Raw genomic sequence first — 19344 nt, forward strand, 5'->3', positions numbered from 1 at the left:
GGTATGGAGATGGACAACATTTATGTTCTTTTCATATTGGCGCTCATCCCCATCATTTGGTTAATTGTTTCACTGGGTGTGATGAAAATACCAGGGCATAAGGCCTGTCCCGTGGCCCTGGTGATCACTCTGGCTCTCAGTATAATTGTCTGGAAAATGCCGGCGCTTGACAGCTTTACCGGTGCCCTTGAGGGCATCGTCATGGGGCTTTGGCCCATTGTCTACATCATCATTGCGGCGGTGTTTACCTACAACCTTACCACTTATTCGGGAAGTATGGAAACCATTAAAAACATGATGACCGGCGTATCCTCAGATAAACGCATCCTCGTACTCATACTGGCCTGGGGCTTCGGCGGCTTTCTGGAAGCCATTGCAGGCTTTGGCACTGCGGTGGCCATCCCTGCCGGCATTATGGCATCCCTTGGCTTTAACCCGGTCTCGGCAGCGGTCATGTGCCTGATTGCGAATACCACGCCGACTGCCTTTGGGGCCATCGGCCTGCCAGTCACCACGCTGGCCCAGGTAACAGACCTGAACGTTATGCAGCTGTCCTATACGGTTTCCATTCAGCTTTTTGTGCTCATACTCATCATCCCGTTTGTGCTGGTCATGCTTACCGGCGGGGGATTCAAGGCCATTAAGGGTGTGTTCGGCATCACGCTGATCTCCGGCCTGTCCTTTGCGGTTCCTCAGATTTTTGTGGCGAAGTTCCTTGGAGCAGAGCTTCCTGCCATTGTGGGATCGCTGATCTGTATGGGCGTGACCGTACTGGTCGCCAAAAAATTCTATAACAGAGAGGAAGCTGCCGGGGCTGTGAAGGTCCCCCTGAAAACTGCCTTCATGGCCTGGCTGCCCTTTATTCTGGTTTTTCTTTTTATCATTCTCTGCTCATCGCTGTTCCCGTTTATCAGTGAGCCGCTGGGCAGCATTAAAACTTCAATCCCCATTTATACCGGAGAGGGCGCGAAGCCCAACACCTTTGCATGGATCGCCTGTCCGGGAACCCTGATCATCCTCGCCACCTATCTGGGCGGCCTGCTGCAGGGGTTAAAATTCAGAGAAATTTCCGTTGTGTTTGGTAAAACCATCAAGCAGATGGGAAAGACAGCGATCACAGTTTGTTCCATTGTAGGCCTGGCCAAGGTTATGGGCTACAGCGGAATGATTACTTCCATCGCCATGGTACTGGTGGCCGTGACAGGCAGTTTTTATCCCCTTATCGCGCCCATCATCGGTGCGCTCGGTACCTTTGTGACAGGGAGTGATACCTCAGCCAACGTCCTTTTCGGCGAGCTGCAGGTACAGGCTGCGGGTTCCATTGGGGCAGACCCCTTCTGGATCGCGGCAGCCAATATGGCTGGCGCCACAGCCGGAAAAATGATTTCACCCCAGAGTATCGCTGTTGCTACAGCGGCCACTGGGTTAATTGGTCAGGAGGGCAAGATCCTAACCTCGACCATGAAGTTCTGCGCGGTGTATGTCGTGATTATCGGCATCGTAGCATTCTTCGGAGGCCCACTCTTAGGCTTCTGATAAAATCGTATGACAAATTTTACCTGAGAGAAGGAACCGTCAAGCGCAACTGACGGTTCCTTTTCTTTTTAGAACTTTTTAATGCGGCGCCCCAGATTTTAATCCCATCTTTACAGAGAAGACCCTATAATAAGAAACAACAAAAATCTTATCAAAGTGAGGAAGTATCAAGTTGAAAACAAGCGTGAAGAAAACAGCTGTCATTGTGGGGTGCAGCCAGATGGGCGCCCGCCTGGCAATGTCTTTATCGGACAAAGGCTATAAGGTTGTGATCATGGACAAGGATTACCACGCCTTTGAAAGGATTGACCGGCATTTTCTGGGAACAGAGTTCCTGGGCGATGGCCAGGATCTGGCAGCGCTTCGTTCTTTAGGGGTTGACAATATTAAGCTTTTCGTGGCCGCGACCGGAAACGATGCCGACAACCTTACCTTGTCACGCAAGGCCGAAAAGCTTTATCACCTGGGCCGCGTCTACGCAAGGCTGAGTGGAAACCAGAGCCGTGAACAGCTGAAACGCTGTTCCGCAGACCATGCTTCGGCAATATAGCCCAGTGGACGATAAGAGGAAAAATCATGAAAGCTAAAATTTTTAAGGGGGCAGCCACCGCGCTGGTAACCCCGATGAAGCCCGACGGGTCCATTTCCTACGAGACCCTGTCAGGACTGATCGACTACCAGCTTAAGCACCATGCCGACGCGGTGGTTATCGGTGGTACCACGGGTGAGTCCGCATCTCTTTCGGAAAGGGAACTGCTTGAACTGACGGCGTTTACCGTTAAGGCGGTGAGAGGGCATATCCCTGTCATTGCCAATATGGGCAGCAACAATACTGCCCACAGCGTGGAGCTGGCCGGCAAAATGGAAAAGCTCGGAGCCGATGCTCTGCTTTCGGTAACACCCTACTACAACAAGGCGTCACAGCAGGGACTTTACGAGCATTTTAAGGCAGGGGCCACGGCTACCGGACTGCCCATCATTCTCTACAATGTGCCCTCCCGCACTGGCGTCAATATCGCTGTGGATACCTATAAGCGTTTGTCTGAGATTGACAACATTGCCGCGGTCAAGGAAGCCAGCGGCAATTTCAATCAGATGGCGCAGATCGCTGCTGAGTGCGGCGATGCCCTGGACATTTATTCCGGCAATGACGACCAGATTGTCCCGGCGCTGGCGCTGGGAGCAGCGGGCGTCATCTCGGTGCTGTCCAACCTGATCCCCGGCCAGGTTCATCAAATCTGCGCCAGCTATTTTGAGGGTAATGTGGGTAAAAGCCGTTATTTCCAGCTTTACTATCTGGAGCTGGCAGAGGCGCTGTTTTCAGACATCAATCCCATTCCGGTCAAGCAGGCCTTGAACTTTATGGGGCTGGATGTGGGAGGCTGCCGTCTGCCGCTGTGCGACATGGCCCCCGCCGAGGCGGCCAGGCTGCTAAAGTGCATACAGAAGTATGGGCTCTGCCGCTTTCCGGAAAGGCCAAAAGAAAAGCGCTTCCATGCGAATCGGCGTTTATCTCTAATATCTGATGTGTTTTAAAAACGAGCGCTCCGGGGTATAATAGAGGCATTAAATAATGCCAAGCCGGAGGATAAAACAATGAACGCAATAGATGGCTACATCGACCAGTTTACAGGTGATAAGCGAAAAAAGCTGGAGGAAATCCGCGCGCTCATCAGAGAGAACGCGCCAGAGGCCAGTGAAAAAATCAGCTGGAATATGCCTACCTTTTTCCTGAACGGTAACCTGGTGCACTTTGCCATGAACAAAGCGCACCTTGGCTTTTATCCCACACCCAGCGGGGTAGAGAACTTTGAGAAAGAGCTGAAGGACTACCGGCATTCCAGGGGAGCGATCCAGTTTCCGCTGGACAAACCCTTACCAAAGGATCTGATCGCAGCGATTGTCCAGTTCAGGGTAGCGGAAAACACAAAGAAAAAATAAGATAAAAAACGCCCGCTGCTGTGAAGGCAGCGGGCGTTTTTATTATATTATGAAGGGTTGGCCGGCTTTTTCTTTTTACCGGCGGAAAGGTTTTTAACGGCCAAGACAACCAAAATGGCTGCGATTATTAACATCAGGCTTGCGATAAAATTGGCACGGACAAAGCCGATGATATAGCCGATAATGGGGATATGGCCGCGGACTACACCGATGACCGCCGCTGCCGGAACATTGGTGTCCACCGTGTCTGCGGCGTCACCTTTTGTGCTGAAAACAGTCTGGCCTTCGGAGTCTGTGGTTTTATCCACCACGCGGTGTGTGACGACTGTTGTGCCATCGGGACTGACGGCGTATGTGACAATGTCGCCAACCGCGATGTCCTGAGGCGGGATGATTTGAACCAGTGCCAGTTCGCCGGTGCGTAAGGCGGGTGTCATGCTGCCAGAGAGCACTTCATACATGCGGTAGCCAAAAATAGATTTGGCAGGGCTTGGATTTAATGCAAAGGCCAGGGCGCCGCCAAGGATGATAATCATGGACAGAAGCCATATGGTAGTGCCGAGACCTTTTTTAACGCTTGCTTTCATGAAGGGGTTCCTTTCATTTTTGATGTTTTTTTCTGCTTACCAGCCATAGCGGCAGTGATAATATCAGAGCCAGCGCGGCGATCAGCAGGGGATAGCCCATTTTGGAAAGGCCAGTGTCAGGGCTTTTACCGTTAGAATTCAGAAGGTTAGCAGGCCCGGAGGTATTGTCGGGAGCAGTATCATCTTTTCCATTTGGCGCTTCGGCTCTTCTGGCTGTAAAAATCCAGCGAACCTGTGCGCGGGCTTTCTGATGCCTCGTGTCAAGATCAACACCTGTGAGTGTAAACATCGCATCTAAACGATGCGCGCTTTCAGAAGTGATCCGGCCAAGGTAAATATCCTTTCCCATGCTTCGGTTTTTGCTGTCTGTTTCGCCAGCGGCGGTGCCATTGTACAGCTCGTGCCCATCCAGCGACAGATGGAGCCGGATATGGCGGATCAGATCAAGATCGGGTGGATTGCTTTCAGGACTTTCTGCCCTGAGCCACAAGTCATAGTAATTGAGGGATCGGTTGGTCACGTTGTAAGAACGCTTGAGTGTGTCTCCTGGAATGAGCTGCTCCTCATGGATAAAGGCGCGGTCAGTGTCGGATTGGACAAAAAATCCTGAGGGATTCCCCTCAATGCTGAAATCCGAATAGTCAAATTCCCGGGCCAGGACGGGTTGGCCTGACGCCAGTAAAACCAGCGCCAGGAGGGTTATGAGGATTCTTGTTTTGATATGAATCCCTCCCTTTCTGTGTGCGAGTGATTAAACGCCTAAAATAGTACCGAACAATTTAGCTTTTGCATCGGAGGCGGAGGTTTTGTCAGGGGTGAAGCCCCAGCCGCCAAAGTTAGCGTCAAGGCTTCCTTCTGCGTAATCATTATGGGTTACGGCTACAGCGTCTTTATCAGCCTGGATAGCTTCCATATAAGGCGTAACAGTGTAGGTGGAGCCAGTAACGCTTAATGGAAGATTTTTGGCGAAGGAAATCGAGCTTAGCAAATCAGCAGTTTGTCCGCCGGTCAGCTTGGCGCCATAGTAAAACCAGCCTGTTGTGGAGTCGTAATACCAGGTGTTGGGGGCGACGGCTGCTGTTGTGTTTAATGTCTTGATGTTTGCCGGTGTGGCAAAATTAAATTTTGAAAAGCAGCCAGTCATGGTGTTGTCTGATGGAGCAGCGGCAGAAAAGCCATAGGTTGCGTGGCTGGCAGGGTAATGAAAAGGGGTTGAGCTGGCTGTAGAAGCTTCTGGTGTGTTTCCATTCCCGGTGCCGGGTATAAATTTGATCTGATCACTGCCGAAAGCAGTATTGTTGCTCTGGCCTGCTGTTATGGAAGCTGGCGCATTTTGTGCCAGATAGCCCTGCACATTGGTGCCATCCTGGCTGTAAGCATAGGTAACGGTGTAAACTGTTGGCACTAATGGCCCGATATAGGTTTCCGTCACGCGGATTTCTTCATTAATGCCTCCGTTGATATAGTAACCGGCAATGGTGGAGCCGTTTGAGAACAGTTTCAGTTTGCTGGACAGACCACCATTAATATTCAGTGTTTTACCATTTACAATAAGATTAAGGTTGTTTAACAGGTCGCCGCTGATTGTGAGAGGGGACCATGGAGCGCTTTCATACTGCGCTTTCACACTGTCTTTAATCGGTACAATGGTGGTTGAAGGGAGATTGGCCTGTAAAAGTGTGCCATACTGCACCACATTGCCGCCGCTTAATTTTTTAGTGTTTAGCTTTTCATCAAAACGGACACGGATAAGCATATCAGCGTCCCCGTTGTTGACGACACTTACATTTTTTTCAAGGGTCTGGCCAGGTGTAATGGCTGGATTAGGAAGCTCATCTACCAGATCGACAGAGGTAACGCCCATCATAAAAACATTTTTAACCTGTTTTTGGAAAGTAAACCATGCCCAGGTACTGAGAAGGATAAGGGCTGCTGCAACAAGTAAAATAATACCAGTTGCTTTTTTCTTGTTAAACGCTTTTTTGCCGGAATCGGATTCTTTTTGTGCTTTCATAATATTCTCCTTAAGGCTGCTCTATATTGTGAGCAGATGTTGTTTGTGCTTCTGAGTCTGTAATCAAAGCTCTAAGCGAAACGGGCAGATCTGCGCCCCATAGGGTTTTGATCCGCTCTGGGTCCGAAAGGGGTAAGGCCTCTGCGTCAAGATCAAGATTAAGGCTTGGGTTTTTACCTAAGGTCTCGACCATGGAAGGGTCAGCCTGGATTCGGTCGAAAAGGACCGCGGTGCTTTCTCCGGGAGCTAAAATTTTGGTGGCATAAAACCATCCGATGCGGGGAATATCCGGCTCGTTTTCATATTGCCAGGAAGTCTGTCCTTTAACAAAGGCATCAGAAGTACCATTATTCCAAAGAGAGGAAAGGGGCAGAAAATTCGTATTATCACCAGCAGCGTTTAAGGAAAAACGAACCGCTCCCAGGTCGTAAGCCTCTGGTGTGTCATCAGTGAACTGCCATCTTTCAGTCACACGGATACGGACTGCTACAGGTATTGTTCCGGTGTTTGTAACAGATGGCTGTTGTTGTTCGCCGTTCCAGGCCAAAGTGATGACAGGTGCTTTCGTCTCCGTTGTAGGAGCCGGGCTGGGAACAGCAGGGGCCAGGGCTGGCGTATCAAGGGCCAGCGTCTTGTCTGTTTTAATATGGTAAGGCATTTGTAAAACGTTTTTGCGGGACAGCTGTTTTGTATAAACCGCCAGAGTGCCTGAACTGCACAGGATAAAGCTGATAAGCACTAATAGAGCGGTCAGTGTTTTTTTGAATGTCATGCAATCACCGCCTTATTCAGAAGCAGGCTTTGAAACTGGCAGCGTGTAGGAAATGGATACGCCGTTATCAGAAAGGCCTTCGGCTGATAAAGTGAGCTTGTACTGGGTACCGGCAGATAAATCAATGGCTTGCCCGCTGTCTGTTTTTTCAGGCAGACTGCTGGGTTCAGGACTTTCCTGTGCCAGCACCATTGTTTTAATCTGAAGCCCAAAGGCAGGTTCTTTGTATATGCGGTAGGTTCCAGGCTTCAGACTGAGTTTAAGCGTCTGTCCATCTAAGGGTAATGGGATTCTGCGCACAGACACAGCACCTGAAGCGTCTTTACCAATAAGACTGACCAGTACGCGTTTAGGCTTTTGTTTTAAAAGAAGATCATCCATCTCAAGAACGATGGAAATCCGCGCTTCAGAATCATTAGGTCTGTTCTGTGTTTCCGAAGAAGTAGAGGATGCGGAATCCTCGCTTTTTGACGAATCGTTTACAGGATTGGTTAGGGAATTATTTTCATTTGGATTTTCTGTGGGATTTTTGTCAGGGGTTTGGGTGGATAGGGTAGTGGGAGATGGATCAGGTGGGCTGGCGGGCAGAGTACCAGAGATGGGACCCTCCGCAAAAACAACGGCAGAAGATGAAAACAAAAGAACAGAAGATAAGAACAGAACTGCCGATAACAGAAGAATACTTCCAAATTTCTTTAAGGGTATCAAAATAAATGCACCCCTTTCGTAAGGTTTCTTTTCTTAAAATATAAACTCAATACGCAATCCGTATTTTAACTTAGCTAAAGTATACCCGGTGTTAATCCAAGATAACCAGCCTTAAAAGTTACTTAAATAAAATTCACACATGTGTCACATTGTAAATCGAAGCAATCTTGGGGATTAGAAAGCTATGATCTGGAAATACGATTGATGAAAAACCAGGGTTGTCTCTTGGATAATCGGGCAAAATATTGGAAGGAAAAGAATAGCGAAGAAAGAGATATTTTAACGTTTTTAAATTTATTTTGAGAGGTGCTTTTTTGATTAGAAAAATTTAAAAAGACTCGCAGACTATTCATGGTCTGCGAGTCTTTTTGACTTCCAAATTCTTTTATAATTTAACTGCGTTACCTATTATAACATTGCCTAATGAAAAAAGCATCAACTTTTTTATAAAAAATTAAATATTTTTCTTCAAAGGCAATTTATAATTATATTTTACCAATAAATCAAATTTTCGTCAAACAAATCTTCTTAATTATATAAGAGTAAATTTGGTCTGAAATCTGGTCAAATTTGTTTATAAAACCGCTATTTTACTGGACTTTTTTTACTTTTGGCTGCATCTTAATGTGATTGTAATCTGGTCATCAAAATGGTCAGAATGTGTTTATACTTATGGTAAATTCTAACCTTTCAGGCTCCTACTCGCAGACCATGAATAGTCTGCGAAGAACAGAGGAGCTAAAAATGAAAGCCGGATACGCCATCACGACGTACAAAATACAGCTGAATTACAAGCATTTAGACTGGTTTAAGCAAACCCAGTCTCTCTTTGACGCTGTTCTGGCATTCTACTATAAACTGCTCGAGAAGCAGCCCGAAATCCTCGAACTGTCCAATCAGAATTTACTGCGCCATTTAGAGCTACAGACAATAAAACAGCGTGATGGCACCAAGCCAGAAATACCGCTGCCCTTTGAAAAAATACCTCTGTATTTTAGACGTGCTGCCATCAACGCAGCCATCAGTATGTACAGAAGTTATATGGGCAAGCTAAAAACCTGGGCAGAAAAACAAATTAAAAATGAAAAGCCAAGCCCGCCAAAGCGCCTGCACATGTCCATGCTCTACTACAAAGGCATGTATAAGGACTTTGACGAGAAAAGCATTCTGCTCAAGCTCTACACTGGCAGAGCCTGGGTCTGGGCCAAGCACTGGTATACGGGAAGGCCTTTTCCTGAAAATGCCGAGCTTATGAGCCCGACTGTTGTCATCAAGAAGAAAAAAGTCATGCTCCATATCCCCGTCAAGGAGATCGTGGAGGATGGCCGAACCGCCAAAGAGCGCGTAAAACAGCACGAAAGCTTTGTCGCTGTGGCACTCACCACCTCCGACACCCTTGCCGTTTGTACCACCATACAAGCTGACGGTAGCGCTAGTCACCCTTATTTTATCAAGGGGGGAAAAGAACTGGCACACCGTAGGAAGCAGCTTCTGGGATATACCAAACGCAGCAGCGCACCAGAGAATGTGAATGGCCGCCCAAACGCGAAATATTATCAGAAAATCACCCGCGTCACCGACCACTATGCCCATGAGGTCTCAAGGAAAATCGTTGACTACGCCGTCCGTCAGGGCGCCAAACTCATCGTCATGCCCGGCTACAGCAATAGCTTCGCCAAAGGCACACTGCCATACCTCAAGACAAACGTCATGGACTTCATCGGCCGTCGGATCATCCGCTACACCAGTTATAAAGCCTGGCAGGCTGGCATTGTCGTCACCTTTAACAGTGTGGGGAATGCCAAAAAAGAATGCTACCACTGCGGCAGCGTGATCTATAAATACAATACCGAGTACCAGCCGCCCAGCCAGAACTTTTATGGCGGCAAGAACTTCCGGTGTAAGGAAGGCCATAAGGGCAGCACCGCCCTGAACACTGCCAGAAATATCGGCAAAAGTTTTTATGGGGCTTTTTATGAAAAAGCTGGTTGATGGTCTTATTTATATAAATAGATGAGTATTGTTTTAATAATGAAATATTAGTTGTTGTTTAAATCCTGTGGAGAAATTCATGGGTGTACTTGTCGCCTATAAGGCCAAAAGTACGGGTTTAGCATCGCCTGTTTTTATTTCGCACCGCATTGTGTTTTCTTTACATATAAATGAAAGAAAACACAATGCGATGAAAGTAAAGGCTAAAGGATCAAATTTTGATCATGAGTGCTACGAGTTTTAAATTAAATGAAAAGTAATGATGTAATTTAGGGAACGGTGTCCTCACCGTTCTGCAAAAAGGAACAACTATGGAAAAAGAAGAAAAGAAAGAAGAGAGAGCATGGGAAGATGAACTGGAAGAAGACCCAGAATACAGCTTTGAAATAGGAGTGTAAAATGATCTATCAAAAATTTATCAAGCGTATCCTGGACTTTTCACTATCCACCGTTGGACTGGTCATTCTTTCACCCATCTACGGCATCCTCGTGATTGCTATCAAAGCCGATTCCAAAGGTCCGATCCTTTTCAAACAAAAACGTGTTGGAATCCATAAGCAGCACTTTAATATTTATAAATTCCGGACCATGTCCATTGACACCCCAAAGGATACCCCCACTCATATGCTTAAGAACCCCGATCAGTACATTACAAAGGTCGGCAGGTTTTTGAGAAAGACCAGCCTCGATGAGCTGCCACAGATTTTCAACATCATCAAAGGCGAGATGAGCATCATCGGCCCACGCCCGGCACTCTGGAATCAGGAAGATTTGATTGCCGAGCGGGACCAGTACGGTGCCAATGACGTGCGGCCTGGTCTCACCGGTCTGGCACAGATCAGCGGCCGGGATGAGCTGGAAATCCCAATCAAAGCCAAGCTGGATGGACAATATGTAAAAAACATCAGCTTTCCCTTTGACTGCAAAATGTTCTTTAAAACCATCACCTCCGTCTTGAAAAACGAAGGCGTACAGGAAGGCGGCACTGGGGCCATGGGCATTAAGGAGGATTTGAAATGAAGCGGATTTTAATCACCGGAAAAGACAGCTATATCGGCACCTCCTTTGAGAAATGGGTGCGTCAGTGGCCGAATGACTATCAAATCGATACCCTTGATACCAAGGGGGACTGGCAGTCCTATGATTTCAGCCCATACGACGTTGTCTTTCACGTCGCCGGTATTGCCCATGTGGACGCCAAAGCCAACATGGAGGATCTATATTATCGGGTTAACCGTGATCTGACCATCGAAGCCGCACAAAAAGCTAAAGCCGAGGGCGTGAAGCAGTTCATCTTCATGAGCAGCATCATTGTCTACGGCGACAGCAGCAAGCTGGGAGAAAAGCGTGTGATCACAAAAGACACCATTCCCATACCGACAAATTTCTACGGCAACAGCAAGCTGCAGGCCGAACAGGGCATCCTGCCCCTTCAGGATGAGCACTTTAAGGTTGTGATCCTCAGACCACCCATGATCTACGGCAAAGGCTCCAAAGGGAATTACCCAAAGCTTGCCCGATTAGCACAGAAAATACCGATCTTTCCCGATATCGAGAACGAGCGAAGCATGCTCTACATTGAGAATCTTTGCGAATTTATTCGCCTGATGATCGACAATGAGGAGAAAGGCATTTTCTTTCCAGAAAACAAGGAATACGTCAAAACAAGAGATATTGTTTCAGAAATTGCAGAGACTTATGAAAAAAAGATAGTATTGATAAAAGTTTTCAATCCGCTAATTCGTTTTTTATCGAATAAATTTTTTAAAATTAATAAACTATTTGGATCATTGACATATGATAAAGAAATTTCTGATATTAGTAAAGAAATTTATAATGTAATTGATTTTAAAACTTCAATTAAATTAACAGAGATGAGATAAATTGATGACAGATATAACTGTAATAATCTTAACTAAAAATGAAGAAAAAAATATTGGTGATTGTATAGAATCGATTAATAGTTTTGCTAAAAGAATTGTACTAATCGATAGTGGTAGTGAAGATAAGACGATTGAAATAGCACAAAAATATAGTGTGGATATTTTTTCGCATCCTTTTGAGAATTATGCTAAACAATTTAATTGGGGAATAGATAACACTAATATTACCACAAAATGGATTTTACGTTTAGATGCAGATGAAAGATTTACACCATTACTGTGCAAAGAGATAGAAAAACTAACAAAAGATCATATGAATGATAATGTCAATGGGATAACATTAGAGGCCGAATTTTACTTTTTAGGAAAGAAAATAAAGTATGGTGGAAGTAAAAAAAGAAAACTAATGGTATTCAAAACAGGTATTGGAAGAATCGAAAATAGAAAAATGGATGAACATACTATTTTATCAAAGGGATGTACAATATCTGCAAAAAATCGTTTTATTCATTATGATTTTAGAAACATAAATTATTTTATTAACAAGTTAAACTGGTACGCTACACGGGAAATGCAAGATTATTTTGAAATAAGTTGTCAAAATTCGGCTGAAGTTAATTATGATGAAAAAATTGCGAAAACACGAAAACGAAAGTTTGAATTTTATTATAAATTACCAATGTTTTTCCGTAGTTGGCTTTTATTTATCTATTTTTATATTTTTAAGTTAGGGTTTTTAGATGGAAAAGAAGGATTTATATATCATTATATGTACCAACGATGGTACCGTTGTTTAGTAGATGCAAAAATATACGAACATTTAAAGACAAATGCATCATTTGAAAAAACAGGAGATTTGAAATCATATTAATAGATTTTGGAGATTTTATGCTGAAAATTTTAATAGTAACCACAACACCTATAAATTTAAATGGTATAACTAATGTTATTTTCAATCTTATACAGAATATCGACCATAAAAAAATGATATTTGATCTTGTAACCCCCAAATGGTTATTAGATAAAAGTCCAGAAAAAATCGAAATTTTTAGAAAGGTGTATGAAATACCGTGGAGAAATAAAAATCCATTGGCATATATACAACAATTAAAAAAAATACTAAAAAAAAATAATTATGAAATTATCCATGCTAATGGTAATAGTAGCACACTTTTTTTAGAAATGTATGCTGCATCTACTATTCAAATTCCAGTAAGAATCGCTCATTCGCATGCTAGTTTTAGTAAGCATCATTTAGTGCATAAACTATTGAAAAAAAAATTTAACACTATGTACACGGCAGCTCTCGCCTGTAGTGAAGCAGCTGGAAAATGGATGTTTGATAATAATTGTTTTGAAATAATAAGCAATGGAATAGATATAGAAAAATATAGGTTTAGTGAAAGTACAAGGGAAGAATATAGAAAAAAGTTAAAATTAGAAGACAAATATGTTATAGGTCATGTTGGTTATTTCGCAGATCCTAAAAATCAAAAATTTTTAGTTGAAGTATTTAATGAAATCATTAATATTGAAGAGAAAGCCTTTTTGCTTCTTGTAGGAGATGGTCCCCAGCGAAAAGAAGTTGTCAACACCATCAAAAATTTAGGTATAACTGAAAAAGTATTACTAACAGGTGACAGAAATGATGTTGCTAATATACTACAGGCAATGGATGTTTTTGTTTTTCCATCTTTATATGAAGGATTGGGATTAGTAACAATAGAATCCCAAGCCGCAGGTTTAAAAACAATATGTTCAGAAAATATACCTAGCGAAGTAAAAATTACCGATCTGGTTGAATTTTTACCATTAGATGCAGATATTAATATTTGGGCAAATAGAATACTAAGAAAAACAAAAAGAAAAGATGAAATGGAAAAAATAAAATCTTCTGAGTATAATATAAAAAACTCAGCAAAAAAATTAGAATTGTTTTATGAAAATATGTATATGAAAAGTTTTACAGGAGAAACATGAAAAGCATTTTAACTCACAAAAAGTATTCAATAGATTTTATGTTAATAGAAATACTTATGGCTTTAATATTCCTTTCTATTTTTAATCAAATTAATGTCGGTATTCATATAGTGATTTTTGTTTTGATTGTTTTTTTATCTTCTAACTATATTCCGATAAAACAGATTATTCCAATTTTAATAATTGATCTAGTTGTAGGAGTAATGTTTATTTCTGCTGGAAATTATGGAACAGGTTTTAATGATCCACTTATCAATTTTCTAAAGTTTTATAATTACACACAAGCTTATACTATTTATTTAATTATGTGTAATATGGATCTTCAATTAAAGAAAGTAGTGCTTGAAAGCATAATCTTTTGTGTAGTGGTTACAGCATTAATATCAATGTTTTACAATGTTTTTGTAAGTGATATTGCAATAAGATTTCGACCACCAGAAATGAAATTTATATGTACTTTTGGGCAATATTATGTAACGATGTTTATAATTGCAGCTTTATCTTGTAAATTATTAAGAGAACAAGAGTATGCAGTTAACAGAACTCTTATCATTATAATCGGAATAGTATTACTTTTATTAAATATTATCGGAAATTTAGTTACAGGTTTAGTCTTATGCGTATGTGGAATTCTTTTTGCTCTTGTATTTACTCGTACTAAAAACATTAAAAAGAGTATTGTCTTAGTAATACTGATTTTTCTATTAGGATTAATGTTCAAGTCATGGATAGCCTTTGTGGTTTATCGGATTTCAGATTTAGGAATTTTTAATGAAATTACTTCAAATAAAATAGAAGCAATCGGAAATATTTTGATAGGTAATGGTCAAGTTGATACTTTGAATTCTAGAGAAAAGTTATCAGAATTTTCTATGAATAGTTTTTATAATAGCCCTTATATTGGAATAGGATATAAGAATTATAAATTTGGAACAGTTGGATGCCATCAAGAATGGTCCGATTTTCTTGCTGTTTTTGGGATAATCGGGTCATTAATATTTCTTTTGGTAATAATAAAAAATAGTATCAACATTTATAAACATCTTGATGATCAGGTTGATAAAGATAGCTTTATTATAGCTTTGATATTACTTATTATGCTTGGATTTTTTAATCCAGCTTTAATGGAAGAAACATTAATTGGAGTTTTTGTTGTAGCTCCTAATATATCACTTATATTTAACGAAAGGAATTTATCAAAGATATAAAACAAATATATCTTTGAATTATTAGGATGAAAAATATACTTTTATATGCACATGGTGGAAGTGGTAATCATGGTTGTGAAGCATTGGCAAAAACAATACATAGTTTTTTACCATATAATTATAATAAGATCTTATGTACTTTTAATAAAAAAGAAGATGATTATTATAAAACAACAAATCTGTTTGATTGCGTTATAGAACAAACTTCCTTTCCTAAAGGGTCATTACGATATTATATTGATGGTGTTCAAAGAAAAATATTTAAAAGCAAAGGAATAGCTTTGAATCAAACATTTAAAATTTTGAAAAATAAAATGTCAAAAGGAGATTATGCAATTTCTATTGGAGGAGATAATTATTGTTATAAAAATACGCAGTGGTTAGAAAAATATAATTCTTTCTTCCAAGAAAATAAAATAAAAACGATTTTATTAGGATGTTCAATTGAACCTTCAATATTAAAAAAAGAGAATATTATTAATGATTTAAAAAAATATTCAGTAATTATAGCTCGTGAGTCAATTACTTATAATGCTTTAAAAGAAGCAAAGATAAAAAATATATATTTAATTCCAGACCCCGCTTTTACTTTAGAAAAGAGAGAATGTAAATTACCAGATAAGTTTTTAGAAAATAATACAGTAGGAATAAATATTAGCCCTTTAATAGAAAGTTGTGAAAATAGACCCAATATTACATTTAAAAATTATGTTAAATTAATAGAGAAATTAATAGAGAATACTGAGATGCAGATTGCATTAATACCGCATGTAATATGGGAAAAAGACAATGATCTTAAAGTACTAAAAAAATTATACGAGATGTTTAAAAATACAAATAGGGTGATGTTAATACAAGATAAAGGATGTGAAGAACTAAAATATATAATATCAAAGTGTCGTTTTATGATAGCAGCTAGAACACATGCTAGTATAGCTGCTTATTCTTCATTTGTACCAACTCTAGTAATAGGATACTCAGTTAAAGCTGAAGGTATAGCTAAAGATATTTTTGGTGAAGCTTATCACTATGTTTTACCAGTACAAAAATTGGCGGGCGAAGAAGATCTATTTGATGCTTTTAAATGGTTGTTTAAACATGAAAATAAAATCACGAAAAAATTATACAATGTGGTTCCTGTTTATATCCAAGAAGCAAATAATACAACTGCCCTTTTCAAGGAGATATTTATTAATGATAAATAAAATACAGATAAAAGAATGCTGTGGATGTACAGCATGTAAAAGTATTTGTCCTCAAAATGCTATACAAATGAAACAAAATAAAGAAGGTTTTTTTTATCCTGTTATCAATGAAAATAATTGTATTGAATGTGGTTTTTGTACAAAAGTTTGTCAAAAAACTATTAAGACTTCTTCAAATTATCCAATAGAAACATATGCTGCTTTTAGTAAAAACGAAAAAATAAGGTCGATTTCTTCTTCGGGTGGGATATTTGGTTCAATTGCTGATTATTATTTAAAAAATGGTTATTTAGTATATGGAGCACGGTTTAATGAATCATTTGAAGTTATACATGCAAAAGTAAACAAAGATGTTGAGTCTTTTTATGGATCAAAATATGTCCAGAGTAATTTAGAAAATGTTTATATAAGTATAAAAAATGAGCTTAAAGATGGAAAGAAGATTTTATTTATAGGTACACCTTGTCAAGTTTTGGGATTAAATAATTTTTTGAAACAAAAAAATTGCAATAAAGAAAATTTGCTTTTATTAGATTTTATCTGTCATGGAGTTCCCTCTCCTCTTATTTTAAAAAATTATTTACTAGAATTAGAAAAAAAATATAATTCAAAAATAAGAAAAGTTTCGTTTAGAAACAAAACTTATGGATGGAATTTGTTCTCTTTAAAAATAGAATTTTATAACAATAATACATATATTAAGAATTTAAAAGAAGATGCATATTTACAGGGATTTTTAAAAAATTTAACATTAGGAGAATCCTGTTATAAATGCAAAGCTAATAACTTTAGAAGCAACAGCGACATTACTTTAGGTGATTATTGGGGAGTAGAAAAATTTTTAAAGGACTATAATTATAATGATGATAAAGGTGTTTCATTGCTTTTAATAAATACATTGAAAGGAAAAAAATTAATAAATATTCTATCAAATAAAATAGTAAAAAAAGATATAAACTTACAGGATGCAATTAAATACAACCCTTGCATTATAAAATCAGTAAAAAGAAATAAGAAACGTAATAAATTTTTTAACGATATAAATAATAAAAAAATTAGTGTCACTTCACTAATGAAATTTTATACCCAAATAACATTTAAAGAAAAAATAACTAAACATATGAAACAAACAATAAAAAATATGTTAGAAGGTTAAAAAATGCAATCTAGTAAAAAAGATCAAATACTATTTTCTGTAATAATCTTGACTTATAATAATACTGAATATCTTTTTGGATTGTTGGATTCTTTGTTTAAACAGACTTATAATAACATCGAACTAATTATTTCAGATGATGCTTCTACCTCTTTTGATATGAATAAAATAGATAATTATATCAAGAGCAATAAAAAAAATAATATAGTAAGTTATCAAATAATTATAAGAAAAAAAAATGGGGGAACGGTAAAAAATATTAACGGTGCATTAAAAAGATGTAATGGAGAAATAATTAAGCTTATTGCAGCCGATGATGCATTTTATAATGATAATGTTATAGAAAATTTTGTTGAGTACTATAAAGAAAACTCAGCTTTAATTTATATTACTAGAATAGAAATATGTGATATAGCTTTAAATATAATAAATAAAAATAATGCTTTTTCCTATGATGAAATAAAAAAATTATTAATAGTAAATAAATATGAAAGATTTGATTACGCATGTCGTTTTGAAGTTCAACCACCATTTCCGGGACTTTTTTTTACAAAAAAGTTTTTTGATTTAAATGGATATTTGGATGAAGAATATATATTGTCGGATGGTGCTGCATTATGGTACAAATTGATTAGAGAAAATTATGATATTGATTATTGTGATATTGTAAGTGTCAGGTATAGAACCGGATCGGGTATATCAACGCAAAAGAAAAAAAATCCGAGGATGGAAAAAGATTTGAAACTTTTATATGAAAAAGAAATTCTAAAATACAAAAAAATGTTAAGTAAAAAAACTTTGAAAAAATGTATGTTCACTTATTGTAGACGGTATCAGTTTGAAAATTATACATTTGTAAATAAAATAGAATTTATTATAAAAAATTTCAACTTTTATTTTGTTTTAATATTTAAAATTTTGAAAAATAAATTATTAACGTTATGAAAAATAGAATAAAATTATTTTTAGAAAATTTTTTTGCCTATGGTTTTATTAATATATTAAACAAAATTGTACCCCTTTTAATGTTACCCATCGTTACACGGATGCTTCCAAATACTAGTGATTTCGGGCGTTTTGATTTGTTTAACATGATTATCAACTTCGGCTCATCCTTTGCCGTCCTAGGTATTTATGACGCCATCTTCCGCGAATACTTCGAAAAAGACGACCTACAATACAAAATGAAAGTCACCTCAACTGGTATGCAGATTGTGCTTCTGTCCTCCTTTGTGGTCATGCTCATTCTGATCATCTTTAACAAAGCATTTTCACAAATCTTTTTGGGAGATGCAAACAGCACCTTTATCATTGTGACAGCAGCGATCGGCGTCTTTTTATCCGCCAACCGGAACATTATTTCAGCGCCCACACGCATGCAAAACCGCCGCACCATCTACGTGGTCTCAGGTTTATCCAATTCGATTGCATACTACGGGCTTGCGATTTTATTAGTCTATATTGGTTTAGGTTATCAAGGATTAATCTACGGCAATTTAATTGCCAGTCTGGGCATCCTGCTATTCTTCTGGATCCTCAACAAAAAAGAGTTTCACTTTAAATTGTATGATAAAGAGATCGCTAAAACTTTATTGAAAATTGGTCTGCCACTTTTACCGGTTTTTGTTATCTACTGGGCCTTCAACTCAACAGACAAAATTATGATTACCCATATGCTGGATGTGGCACAGGTTGGCATTTATTCTATTGGCGCCCGAGTGGCTTCCATTAGCCAGTTTATCTACCAGGCCTTCGCAGGCGGCTGGCAGTACTTTGCTTTTTCAACCATGCGGGATGATGATCAGGTGCAGTTAACCTCTAAGATATTTGAGTACTTAGGTATTATTTCATTTTTGGCGTTTATTATTTTAATCCCTTTTAACCAGTGGATATTCAACCTATTGTTTACCGGAGATTATACCAAAGGTGCAGAAGTATTCCCTTACTTATTTCTATCACCTTTGCTGCTGATGCTTGTTCAAACCGCTGGCAACCAGTTTTTAGTGGTTAAAAAAAGTTTCTACATGACATTAGCCCTTGCTGTTGGCGTTATTGTCAATATCATCATGAACTTTTTCATGATACGTGCTTACGGTATTGTCGGCTGTTCACTTTCAACCTTAGTCGGTTATGCCGTCTCTGTTTTGATGGTGGTGATTGTCACCTCAAAAATGAAGCTGCTCAAGCTCAGTAAAAAGTTTGTGATCCTTTCGGTTTTAATGACGACTGTTGTTTTAAGTTTGTTTTTCAAACTTTATTGGGCTTTGTGCATTTTAGTCATACTGGCACTTGGTCTGATCCTTATCGGTTACGGTAAAGACGTCCTTCGCCTATTAAAGAGCTTTAAAAAGAAAAGGTAGGT

Annotated in this window: 19 protein-coding genes; 14 read left to right on the forward strand and 5 right to left on the reverse strand. The window is 39.3% G+C overall.

The genetic code is table 11. From position 1 onward, the window contains the following. Window positions 1–9: 9 nt before the first annotated feature. The 4 genes from BUC22_RS12385 to BUC22_RS12400 all read left to right on the forward strand — a co-directional run bounded on the left by BUC22_RS12385 (window position 10) and on the right by BUC22_RS12400 (window position 3477). Entirely contained in the window at window positions 10–1536 is a 1527-nt protein-coding gene (locus BUC22_RS12385; RefSeq protein WP_013380258.1) for an L-lactate permease, read from the forward strand. A gap of 172 nt (window positions 1537–1708) precedes the next feature. Beyond that, window positions 1709–2086: a potassium channel family protein gene (locus tag BUC22_RS12390; RefSeq protein ID WP_013380259.1), complete on the forward strand. Its 378-nt coding sequence runs from the start codon at window positions 1709–1711 to the stop codon at window positions 2084–2086. A gap of 26 nt (window positions 2087–2112) precedes the next feature. Then, a complete protein-coding gene (gene dapA / locus BUC22_RS12395) occupies window positions 2113–3072 on the forward strand; it encodes a 4-hydroxy-tetrahydrodipicolinate synthase (RefSeq protein WP_013380260.1) in 960 nt (319 codons plus the stop codon). 60 nt (window positions 3073–3132) lie between these two features. Beyond that, entirely contained in the window at window positions 3133–3477 is a 345-nt protein-coding gene (locus BUC22_RS12400; protein ID WP_013380261.1) for an iron chaperone, read from the forward strand. Window positions 3478–3524: 47 nt separating this feature from the next. Here BUC22_RS12400 and BUC22_RS12405 read toward each other — a convergent pair whose 3' ends face one another. The 5 genes from BUC22_RS12405 to BUC22_RS22215 form a co-directional block, all read right to left on the reverse strand. Further along, window positions 3525–4064 (reverse strand): signal peptidase I, encoded by a 540-nt coding sequence (locus BUC22_RS12405; RefSeq protein ID WP_013380262.1) that lies wholly within the window; start codon window positions 4062–4064, stop codon window positions 3525–3527. Between the two features lie 13 nt (window positions 4065–4077). Further along, window positions 4078–4584, reverse strand: coding sequence for an LPXTG cell wall anchor domain-containing protein (locus BUC22_RS12410; RefSeq protein WP_013380263.1), 507 nt, complete (start codon window positions 4582–4584; stop codon window positions 4078–4080). A gap of 231 nt (window positions 4585–4815) precedes the next feature. Then, window positions 4816–6078 carry a hypothetical protein gene (locus tag BUC22_RS12415; RefSeq protein WP_013380264.1) on the reverse strand — a complete coding sequence of 421 codons (1263 nt, stop codon included), beginning with the start codon at window positions 6076–6078 and terminating at the stop codon, window positions 4816–4818. 10 nt (window positions 6079–6088) lie between these two features. Beyond that, on the reverse strand, window positions 6089–6850 hold the full coding sequence (locus BUC22_RS12420) for a hypothetical protein (protein ID WP_013380265.1): 762 nt from the start codon (window positions 6848–6850) through the stop codon (window positions 6089–6091). 12 nt (window positions 6851–6862) lie between these two features. Beyond that, the gene (locus BUC22_RS22215) at window positions 6863–7558 is read right to left on the reverse strand and encodes a hypothetical protein (RefSeq protein WP_013380266.1); all 696 of its coding nucleotides are present in this window, start codon (window positions 7556–7558) and stop codon (window positions 6863–6865) included. Window positions 7559–8302: 744 nt separating this feature from the next. On the opposite strand from BUC22_RS22215, the gene BUC22_RS12430 reads away from it, so the two are divergent. The 10 genes from BUC22_RS12430 to BUC22_RS12475 all read left to right on the forward strand — a co-directional run bounded on the left by BUC22_RS12430 (window position 8303) and on the right by BUC22_RS12475 (window position 19342). After that, window positions 8303–9550, forward strand: a complete 1248-nt coding sequence (locus tag BUC22_RS12430) for a hypothetical protein (RefSeq protein WP_013380268.1) — start codon at window positions 8303–8305, stop codon at window positions 9548–9550. Window positions 9551–9949: 399 nt separating this feature from the next. Continuing rightward, the gene (locus BUC22_RS12435) at window positions 9950–10570 is read left to right on the forward strand and encodes a sugar transferase (RefSeq protein ID WP_013380271.1); all 621 of its coding nucleotides are present in this window, start codon (window positions 9950–9952) and stop codon (window positions 10568–10570) included. After that, window positions 10567–11433 carry an NAD-dependent epimerase/dehydratase family protein gene (locus tag BUC22_RS12440; protein WP_013380272.1) on the forward strand — a complete coding sequence of 289 codons (867 nt, stop codon included), beginning with the start codon at window positions 10567–10569 and terminating at the stop codon, window positions 11431–11433. The genes BUC22_RS12435 and BUC22_RS12440 overlap by 4 nt, the downstream gene beginning before the upstream one ends. Window positions 11434–11437: 4 nt before the next feature. After that, the gene (locus tag BUC22_RS12445; RefSeq protein WP_013380273.1) at window positions 11438–12304 is read left to right on the forward strand and encodes a glycosyltransferase family 2 protein; all 867 of its coding nucleotides are present in this window, start codon (window positions 11438–11440) and stop codon (window positions 12302–12304) included. A 17-nt stretch (window positions 12305–12321) separates the two neighbouring features. Then, window positions 12322–13413 carry a glycosyltransferase gene (locus BUC22_RS12450; protein WP_070081120.1) on the forward strand — a complete coding sequence of 364 codons (1092 nt, stop codon included), beginning with the start codon at window positions 12322–12324 and terminating at the stop codon, window positions 13411–13413. Further along, a complete protein-coding gene (locus tag BUC22_RS12455) occupies window positions 13410–14621 on the forward strand; it encodes a hypothetical protein (protein ID WP_013380276.1) in 1212 nt (403 codons plus the stop codon). Before BUC22_RS12450 ends, BUC22_RS12455 begins: the two co-directional genes overlap by 4 nt. Window positions 14622–14647: 26 nt before the next feature. Then, window positions 14648–15826 carry a polysaccharide pyruvyl transferase family protein gene (locus BUC22_RS12460; RefSeq protein WP_013380277.1) on the forward strand — a complete coding sequence of 393 codons (1179 nt, stop codon included), beginning with the start codon at window positions 14648–14650 and terminating at the stop codon, window positions 15824–15826. After that, entirely contained in the window at window positions 15816–16982 is a 1167-nt protein-coding gene (locus BUC22_RS12465) for a Coenzyme F420 hydrogenase/dehydrogenase, beta subunit C-terminal domain (protein WP_013380278.1), read from the forward strand. Before BUC22_RS12460 ends, BUC22_RS12465 begins: the two co-directional genes overlap by 11 nt. Window positions 16983–16985: 3 nt before the next feature. Further along, window positions 16986–17927: a glycosyltransferase gene (locus BUC22_RS12470; protein WP_013380279.1), complete on the forward strand. Its 942-nt coding sequence runs from the start codon at window positions 16986–16988 to the stop codon at window positions 17925–17927. After that, on the forward strand, window positions 17924–19342 hold the full coding sequence (locus tag BUC22_RS12475) for an oligosaccharide flippase family protein (RefSeq protein WP_013380280.1): 1419 nt from the start codon (window positions 17924–17926) through the stop codon (window positions 19340–19342). Before BUC22_RS12470 ends, BUC22_RS12475 begins: the two co-directional genes overlap by 4 nt. The last annotated feature ends 2 nt before the right edge of the window (window positions 19343–19344 follow it).

It is taken from the genome of Eubacterium callanderi (genome assembly GCF_900142645.1).
Lineage (GTDB): Bacteria > Bacillota > Clostridia > Eubacteriales > Eubacteriaceae > Eubacterium > Eubacterium callanderi.